Genomic DNA, 7,576 nt, shown 5'->3' with positions numbered 1-7,576 from the left:
CAGGGAAACGATGGCGGTGATAAAGTGAGGAACGAGATTCGATCATGGCCTATTTTCGCAGCTTATGCTTGCGCCAGAGTTAAGGTAACTGTGCCGAAAATCGTTTGCCGCCGGTAAATCGACGCAAAGCACCAGCCAAAGACCGGGCCGATGCCTATGAAAAAGAACTGGATCAGATCGGTCGGACGGTGAATGCTCGTGCTGATGGTGAGCGCTCTGCTCGAAAAAAGCGGCACTTTTAAATTTGTCTCATTACAAAAAAATAGCGTAATAGCTATAAAGAAAAAACCTTTATTCAAACAACCAAGCAATATCTGGTTGTCCCTTATGTAACTAGTATAATGTCGTTGTTCTGTAGAAAATGGCATTCAATGATAGATGGCGGTGGAATTATGTGGGCTTCCAAAACGTGTTATTCAAAATTGAATAAGCCAGATTATTCCAGAAAAATACAAGATTCCGCCAGTTTTAAGGGGAGTGCTTTCGAACAAAGTTTTCTTAGTTTCTGTCAGGATATGAATATTTCGGCGATTGTCGATATCAGCTCCGGTGGGGGACGTTTAAAAGAAATTGCAGAGGGTAATGCCCTTAAGATTGCTGCATGTGGTTATATGCCTCCCCATTCAGAAATTATCCATTTCGATTTGGCTTCTTCAGATACTAATGGGGCGAAACTCGCAATAAATGCTGTACAAAATATTTGGGGCGGGCAGGAGTATGTGACTACCTGCATCGATGTTCTGGAGCGCATTGATGTTGAGGATATTCCTAGCGCCATATTTAACTTATTTGATGTTTCAAACGAATTCGTCATAGTCTCGATATCAACACGTCCAAGTAGCCATAGGAATGCTTATTCTTCGACCATTTTGCCAATTTCGACATGGACGCATCTTCTCGAAACGGCTGGTTTCGAGGTACTTGATGAAAAATTTGCAGCTGAAGGGCGTCGTGTTATCTCCAAAGATAATGTAGACGCGACATCACTGCTCGTTACTCAATGGGCAAAGGCGGATGTATTTCGCGATCGATTAGCTGGTGAACCTACCTACCTACTACTTAGAAAGTTCAACTCGACGGATAGGGATTTGGCTCGAGAGAGAATTGAGCGGGTGCTAGACATTGCATACCGTAAAATCAAGCGAGCGCAATTCGTGATGCCGCAGTCAGAAATAATCGCTTTTAATATTCATCATATTCAAGATTTTTTTAATATACGGCCTTTGCTGGATGTGATCGCGCGCGATGCATGTGTTGTCTTCTTGCGGGACGGGGTGCTTAAGGAGGATGAAGATCAACTAGTTACAGGTTTCTTTTTTCGCTGTGGTGTGATGCTTGTAAAGTACGCCCAGGTTGAGGAGATTGATTGGCGTCTACTAATGGTAGAAACGTTGATTTCGGCAGCCGAGTCAACGGCTGCATTCAATCATGCTTTGAGCTCGCAACTCGTAGAAGCTGCCAAATTAAATGGTGTTCGGACAATTTTGTTGCAGCACGGGATTTGGATAGAATCTATGCGCGACCGGCAGATTTCATTTTCATCGGATTATGTGCTGAGCTGGGGACGAGAACACGAGACGTTTTTCAAGCAGGCAGCTAATATGGTTGCGGGGCAAGCTACTAGTGTGGGTTGTATGTCTAGCGAATTCATTGCTGCGGGTTCCCCTAAGTTTTGTGATTCCCAGATTTCTCCAAATGCGGATGTACTGCGCTGGCGGCTAGGGCTCGAACCGCAGAATTATAGGAAAACTGTCCTTATCGGTACTAATCTTAAATGGTCCGCTCATAAGGTGACCTCAAGTCGAATAATATCTGGCATTCATACCATGATTGAGCAGAACCCTGATGTTTTATTTGTAGTAAAGCCTCACCCGTCGGAGCGCTCTCAAGAGTATTCTGATTTAAAATTTTCTAACAGTGTTGTTTTGGATGATATTATACTTGGGTGCGCTGATGTCTCAATTTCAAGGATTATTGGCGGTGTATCTACAGTAATTTCATCTCTTTCCACGTTGATTTTAGATGGAGCTGTTTCGGGGAAGAGGTGCATTCAGTACGATACGGGGAGCTCTGTACAGTATGACGGATGTAAACCCTTCGATGTATCTAGATTGAACTTTGCTCTCAGAGACGATTCGGTTGCTTCTATTGATGGAGCCGACTTTAAGAGAATTTATAATGATGCTGATAATTTAGATTTTTATAAAGTTTTTTCAAACGTTCTTGTGAAGAAAAAGCATGCGACGAATACGTTTAGGACTTATAGTCTGCTGAAATCAGTCGAAGATTGCTGGAATATAATAAAACATAATCAAAATGACTTGCTCCAAAAAACACATCAGAGTGAATTGCAGGCCTTTCAGTATGAGCAGCTGATGAGGAAGCACGAGCAATTGGTGAGGCAGCATGAAGGGTTGACGGAACGGTGTGATCAACTAGCCAAAGAGCATGACGAATTGATTGTAGAAAAACGTTTACTTAAAGATGAGAGGGATGCCCTTTTTTGCTCGACAAGCTGGCGTATTACCGCGCCGTATCGATGGTTAGGCCGCTTGCTTCAACGGAGGTGAAATTAACTGGCTGTAATCACGGTGGATCTGGCTTGGGGGCTGTTAATCCCTCTGGGATTTCCGAGATGTTGCTTTCGTGAAAAATTATCCGATGGTTTAAATGGAATTTACTCGAGGTGAGTCAAGTCTACCAGAAATCGGTTCTATGCAACGTTAGATTTCGGTTGTACGTTGGGTTGTTATAGTTGGCTGCTGTGTTTGCCTGCGAAGGAATCCCTAGAGATTTTCATATGGGAGCGTCGGTGGTGCGATGTTCCGCAAGGCAGCAAGACATAACGGCATCAATCTGTAGGCTGGTATCTTTAGTTCTAGTATCGCGTGTCACCAGAAGATAACGAAGCAGTTTGTGCGGTCAAATCAAAATGAACGTATCCATATCACATCTAGCCACATTCAATATAAGAGAAGCGGTTTCATTCTACTGCTACATATGTGTAAATGCCTCCAATCAATTGGAGGCATTATGAAAGTCGCATTATTTAATGACACCGCGCCGTTCGCGCATTTTGGCTGTCAAGCTGTATCTGATGCGCATGCTCGCATGCTTGGTCGAGCTGGACATGAAGTTGTCGAACGATTTTTTATGGACTGGCGACATGGTATCACCGATCCCAAGTCGCCTGACGCTATTGATGAGTTACTACAAAACGAAGAATTTCTAAGCCGAATTGAGCCTGTTGATGCCGTTTTAGTTAACGGTGAAGGGACAATCCACCACGGTGCGGGGGTACATCTTTTAGTGGTGCTTGGAGCTGCGCAGCGCATGGGAAAGTCCACGTTGCTTGTTAATGCAGTCTATGAAGACAGTCGCTATCATGAAGATGTCATACTTCGTCTTACAGATTTCACTGTACGGGATAAACGTTCACTTAATTATGCGCGCTCGAATGGCCTTCCAGCCCGCCTTGTATTGGATTCAAGCTTCGCGGCGGTGGATTCGGATGCAGCTCTTGCCGATCTTTCTGGAAAAGCGGTGCTCACAGATTGGCACCATCAAAGGACGGAGGATGTGGGAGACCAGTGCGATTTCACGACGATATTTCGAAGCATTGGTGAGCCATAGATCGATAAAGCCTTTCGAGTTCAAGGTGGCTCAGCTTGCCTGTGCGCTGGGTGGGGCAGGGCAGAAGTAGATGAGGTTCTCACTACTTGATCTAAGAGGCTGTACTCTGCCAATAGGGTTTGATCTACGATGAGATGGTCTCTGCACCATTTCCTTTTTTGTCGCAGTGTCAAACAGGTCTTTATTTCGTCGTGGTAAGGATTTAGCGCTGCTTTGATGCGCCAATATTTTAACTATTTGGCTGATATAAAAGTGGGCTCGCGGTAATCCCCCCTGAAATTAAAGGTATTTCAAAGTAGAATTTTCTCGGTTTAATAAACGAGGAGATTTTTATGAAGCTGACCAGATTTAAAGAGCCGCAAATTCTATCTATTCTACGCCAAGCTGAGGGTGGTGTGCCTGTAGCCGAGCTTTGCCGGGAGCATGGGATGAGCAACGCATCTGACGTGAGCCCCGCAAACTCCTCCAGATTTTGGTAGAGTCCAATCCTTGGTAGGAGATGGACAATGAAACGCTCACGGTTTTCAGATGAACAGATAATCGGGATGATTAAAGAGCAGGAAGCGGGAACGCCTACTGCACAAGTATGCCGCAAATATGGAATTAGCAGCGCTAGTTTTTACAAATATAAAGCCAAGTTTGGTGGCCTTGATGTTTCCGATGCACGCAAGTTGAAGGCATTGGAAGAAGAAAATGCCAAGCTAAAAAAGCTGCTGGCGGAGACGATGCTCGACAATGCTATTTTGAAAGATGTCGCTGCAAAAAAATGGTAACGCCCGATGCCAGGCGAGACGCAGTTGTTCACGTCTGCCAAGTGTATGCCGTGAGCCAGCGTCGGGCGTGTGCCGTTTTATGTATTGATCGATCAAGTGTGCGCTATCGTCGTAAGCGTCCTGATGATGCGTATATTCGTGAAGCAATGAAACAAGTGGCCTCCGAACGACGGCGCTTCGGTTATCGGCGTATTCACGTCATGCTGGAACGACAGGGGATCATCATGAACTTGAAGAAACTGCGTCGATTATATCAGGAAGAGAAACTAACTGTGCGCAAACGTGGTGGGCGCAAACGAGCTCTGGGAACGCGGAGGCCGATAGCTTTACCATCGCGAGCTAATGAACGATGGAGCCTGGACTTTATAAGTGATGCCTTCACAGATGGTCGTCGGTTCAGGGTTCTTGCGTAAGCGGTGTTTTGGCCCCACATTCTGTTTGATTTTCTGATCTGTCATTAAGAGGCTTTGAATGGACAGACCGGAGTTTCTCGATGGAGCCTCGAATAGAGTTTCTCACAACAGATCAGAGTAAGCGTGGTAAACATCGCCAGTGGTCGACCGATTTAAAGGCGCGGATTGTTTCGGAAAGCTTGCGGCCTGGCGTGAGCGTCCAGCAAGTCGCAGAGCGTTATGGCGTTCGCGCAAATTACCTGTCTTCGTGGCGCACACTGGCTCGTCAGGGTAAGCTTTTGTTGCCTCCACCTGAGGATGAAGTGGAGTTTGCAGCAATCGTTGTCGAGAAGCAAACCATCGAACCGGTAACACCAACCACTTCTCGCGTTGAGATATTCAGCGGTTCGGTCATTATCAGATTGGAAGAAGGTGTGTCCGCGTCCCGGATTGCAGCTGTTGCAAGCGCGCTTGCGGCTCAATCATGATCTTTCCTTCAAATCGGGTGCGGATCATGGTGGCAACAAAGCCTGTCGACTTTCGTAAGGGCCATGACGGGCTTGCTGCATTGGTCAAAAATGAATTGCGCAAGGATCCATTCACGGGAACAGTATTTGTCTTCCGTTCGCGCAAGGCAGATCGATTAAAGCTGATTTACTGGGATGGCACAGGCATGGTGCTGGCTTATAAGCGTTTGGAAGCACATAACTTTAGCTGGCCAAAGATCCGTGATGGGCTGATGTCATTGAACCACGCACAGTTTGAAGCCTTGTTTGCAGGACTGGATTGGCGGCGCGTCCGCGCTGTGGAGATACGAGCGCCGATCACTGTTTGACAGACAATAGAATGCTCTAAAAATAGCTGCGGCACGATGACTCTGACAGCATATTCAACAAGCAAATCAAGGCAGAATTTGGTAAGATCGGTCCATGTTAAACGCAGCTGATCTTCCGAATGATATTGCTGAACTCAAAGCGCTGTTAATCGCAGCAACTGCGCTTGGGGCTCGTAAAGATGAGCGCATTGAACGGCTGGAGAAACTGGTTGCAGCCTTCAAACAGGCAGCTTTTGGGCGCAAGTCAGAAAAGGTCAATCCAGAGCAGTTTGATCTGGCACTGGAGGATCTGGAAACTGCCATTGCGCAGATCCATGCAGAGGACGACGCTGATACAGCTTCGATCAAACGAACATCCAAGACGCGTTCCGTCAATCGTGGTTCTCTGCCAAAACATCTGCCACGTATTGATGAAGTAATTGAGCCGGAAAGCCTGATCTGTACCTGCGGTGGCTGTCTGCATTGCATTGGCGAGGATGTTTCTGAGCTGTATTAGTTTCGACTTTATCTGACACCGTTCCCTTTCCAGCTTGCTGAATAGGGAACGGTGCAAGCTCTTGCAGAGCGGTGTGGTTATCGGTTTTGATGGTGGTGCAAACCCAACCTCAAAACGAAGGAAACCACAATGTTGCATTCTACAGATAAGATCATCAAACACAAAACAGGTCTTCACAGGCATCCTACAGGTCGACGGTTATGCGGGCTATAATCGGCTGATCGCGCCTGATCGTGTTGGACCGAATATACAATTGGCTTATTGCTGGGCGCATGCGCGTCGCAAGTTCATTGAGATCGCACGGACTGGTTCGTCCCCGATTGCCGAAGACGGCATAAAGCGCATTGCTGAACTCTACAGGATAGAAGCGGAAATACGTGGTCTTAATCCGCAAGCACGCCTGGCAGCCCGTCAGGAACATGCAAAGCCGCTGATCAGTGATATGGAAACATGGCTTACTCACCATCGTGCACGTGTATCGGCAAAAGCCCCATTGGGTGAGGCTTTAAAATACATTGCCAGATACTGGGACGGCCTCTGCCTATTCTTATACGACGGACGTGTGGAACTGGATAACAACAGTGTCGAGCGAACCATCCGCCCAATCGCATTGAATAGAAAAAATGCGCTCTTTGCAGGCCATGAAGCAGGAGCCCAAAACTGGGCAACAATCGCCTCGCTAATCGAGACTTGTAAGCTCAATGCCATCGATCCGCAAAAGTGGCTGACAAGCACGCTAACTGCAATCGTCAATGGCCATAAACAAAACCAAATTGACCAACTTTTACCATGGAATTATCCAAGCAAGGTGTGATCGAAACATCGCTTACTGCAAAACGGGTTTGTCGAAAGCTTCAACGGTAGTTTCCGCGACGAATGCCTGAACGAGACCTTGTTCTCATCGCTCGCTCAGGCACGCACTGAGATCAAAGCATGGAAGGATGATTATAACAAAAACAGACCGCACTCTTCACTCGGCAATGCTACGCCGAATGAGTTCGCAATAAAAATGGCTCTAGAAAAACGGGCCGCTTAAGGCCAATAGTATAACCTAAGACTCTCCTGAAAAATGGAGGAGCATTGGGGCTCAGGTCACAATTTTATACCAGTTTTTATCTTCTTCTCTGCCTCGAAGTATAAAATACGAACCATATCATGAGCGGGGATGCTGTCTTGATCCATTAATAAAACATATTGATAATTGTTTTCACGCGCGATCTGAATGCCAACATTATGTGCTTTAGCAATTCCGTAATTTTGATCAAGCGGTGCAAATCGCACGGGATTATCTAACTCTTTTATAAAATGTGAAAGATCAGCATTCGAATTATTATCAACTATAACAATAGATACGGCACTGTTACGTTAACCTGAGCAAGTCCGCAATTTTGTCTATGACGCTGAAATTATGCAGCTTTCAGGCATGCGATTTCACGCCACATGTTTG

General features: G+C 46.2%; 5 protein-coding genes and 5 pseudogenes. 9 read left to right on the top strand and 1 reads right to left on the bottom strand.

What is annotated here, in order from left to right; translation table 11 throughout:
- Positions 1-392: 392 nt before the first annotated feature.
- The 9 genes and pseudogenes from BKD14_RS18975 to BKD14_RS18930 form a co-directional block, all read left to right on the top strand.
- Entirely contained in the window at positions 393-2,570 is a 2,178-nt protein-coding gene (locus BKD14_RS18975) for a hypothetical protein (RefSeq protein WP_139316493.1), read from the top strand.
- 463 nt (positions 2,571-3,033) lie between these two features.
- Positions 3,034-3,633 (top strand): hypothetical protein, encoded by a 600-nt coding sequence (locus BKD14_RS18970; RefSeq protein ID WP_075657660.1) that lies wholly within the window; start codon positions 3,034-3,036, stop codon positions 3,631-3,633.
- A 332-nt stretch (positions 3,634-3,965) separates the two neighbouring features.
- A pseudogene (locus BKD14_RS19240) lies at positions 3,966-4,076 on the top strand (transposase); the annotation flags it as partial.
- A gap of 63 nt (positions 4,077-4,139) precedes the next feature.
- Positions 4,140-4,813: pseudogene (locus tag BKD14_RS19635) on the top strand (transposase); the annotation flags it as partial.
- Positions 4,814-4,899: 86 nt separating this feature from the next.
- The gene (locus BKD14_RS18950) at positions 4,900-5,286 is read left to right on the top strand and encodes a transposase (RefSeq protein ID WP_075657657.1); all 387 of its coding nucleotides are present in this window, start codon (positions 4,900-4,902) and stop codon (positions 5,284-5,286) included.
- Positions 5,283-5,633 carry an IS66 family insertion sequence element accessory protein TnpB gene (tnpB, locus tag BKD14_RS18945; protein ID WP_075657656.1) on the top strand — a complete coding sequence of 117 codons (351 nt, stop codon included), beginning with the start codon at positions 5,283-5,285 and terminating at the stop codon, positions 5,631-5,633. The genes BKD14_RS18950 and tnpB overlap by 4 nt, the downstream gene beginning before the upstream one ends.
- A gap of 94 nt (positions 5,634-5,727) precedes the next feature.
- Positions 5,728-6,120, top strand: a pseudogene (locus tag BKD14_RS18940) (IS66 family transposase); the annotation flags it as partial.
- A gap of 181 nt (positions 6,121-6,301) precedes the next feature.
- Positions 6,302-6,943 (top strand): annotated as a pseudogene (locus BKD14_RS18935) (IS66 family transposase); the annotation flags it as partial.
- A gap of 18 nt (positions 6,944-6,961) precedes the next feature.
- A pseudogene (locus tag BKD14_RS18930) lies at positions 6,962-7,165 on the top strand (transposase); the annotation flags it as partial.
- A gap of 56 nt (positions 7,166-7,221) precedes the next feature.
- Here BKD14_RS18930 and BKD14_RS18925 read toward each other — a convergent pair.
- Positions 7,222-7,470 carry a glycosyltransferase gene (locus BKD14_RS18925; protein WP_280949125.1) on the bottom strand — a complete coding sequence of 83 codons (249 nt, stop codon included), beginning with the start codon at positions 7,468-7,470 and terminating at the stop codon, positions 7,222-7,224.
- Positions 7,471-7,576: the final 106 nt, after the last annotated feature.

Source organism: Pseudochrobactrum sp. B5 (assembly GCF_001939785.1).
Taxonomy (GTDB): Bacteria; Pseudomonadota; Alphaproteobacteria; order Rhizobiales; family Rhizobiaceae; genus Pseudochrobactrum; species Pseudochrobactrum saccharolyticum.
The sequence above is the reverse complement of the archived record's forward strand: the minus strand, read 5'-3'. Positions and strand labels throughout refer to the sequence as shown.

Coding starts and splice junctions, on each gene's coding strand:
- BKD14_RS18950 (WP_075657657.1), top strand. CDS start 4,900: ATGGAGCCTCGAATAGAGTTTCTCACAACAGATCAGAGTAAGCGTGGT.
- BKD14_RS18975 (WP_139316493.1), top strand. CDS start 393: ATGTGGGCTTCCAAAACGTGTTATTCAAAATTGAATAAGCCAGATTAT.
- BKD14_RS18970 (WP_075657660.1), top strand. CDS start 3,034: ATGAAAGTCGCATTATTTAATGACACCGCGCCGTTCGCGCATTTTGGC.
- tnpB (WP_075657656.1), top strand. CDS start 5,283: ATGATCTTTCCTTCAAATCGGGTGCGGATCATGGTGGCAACAAAGCCT.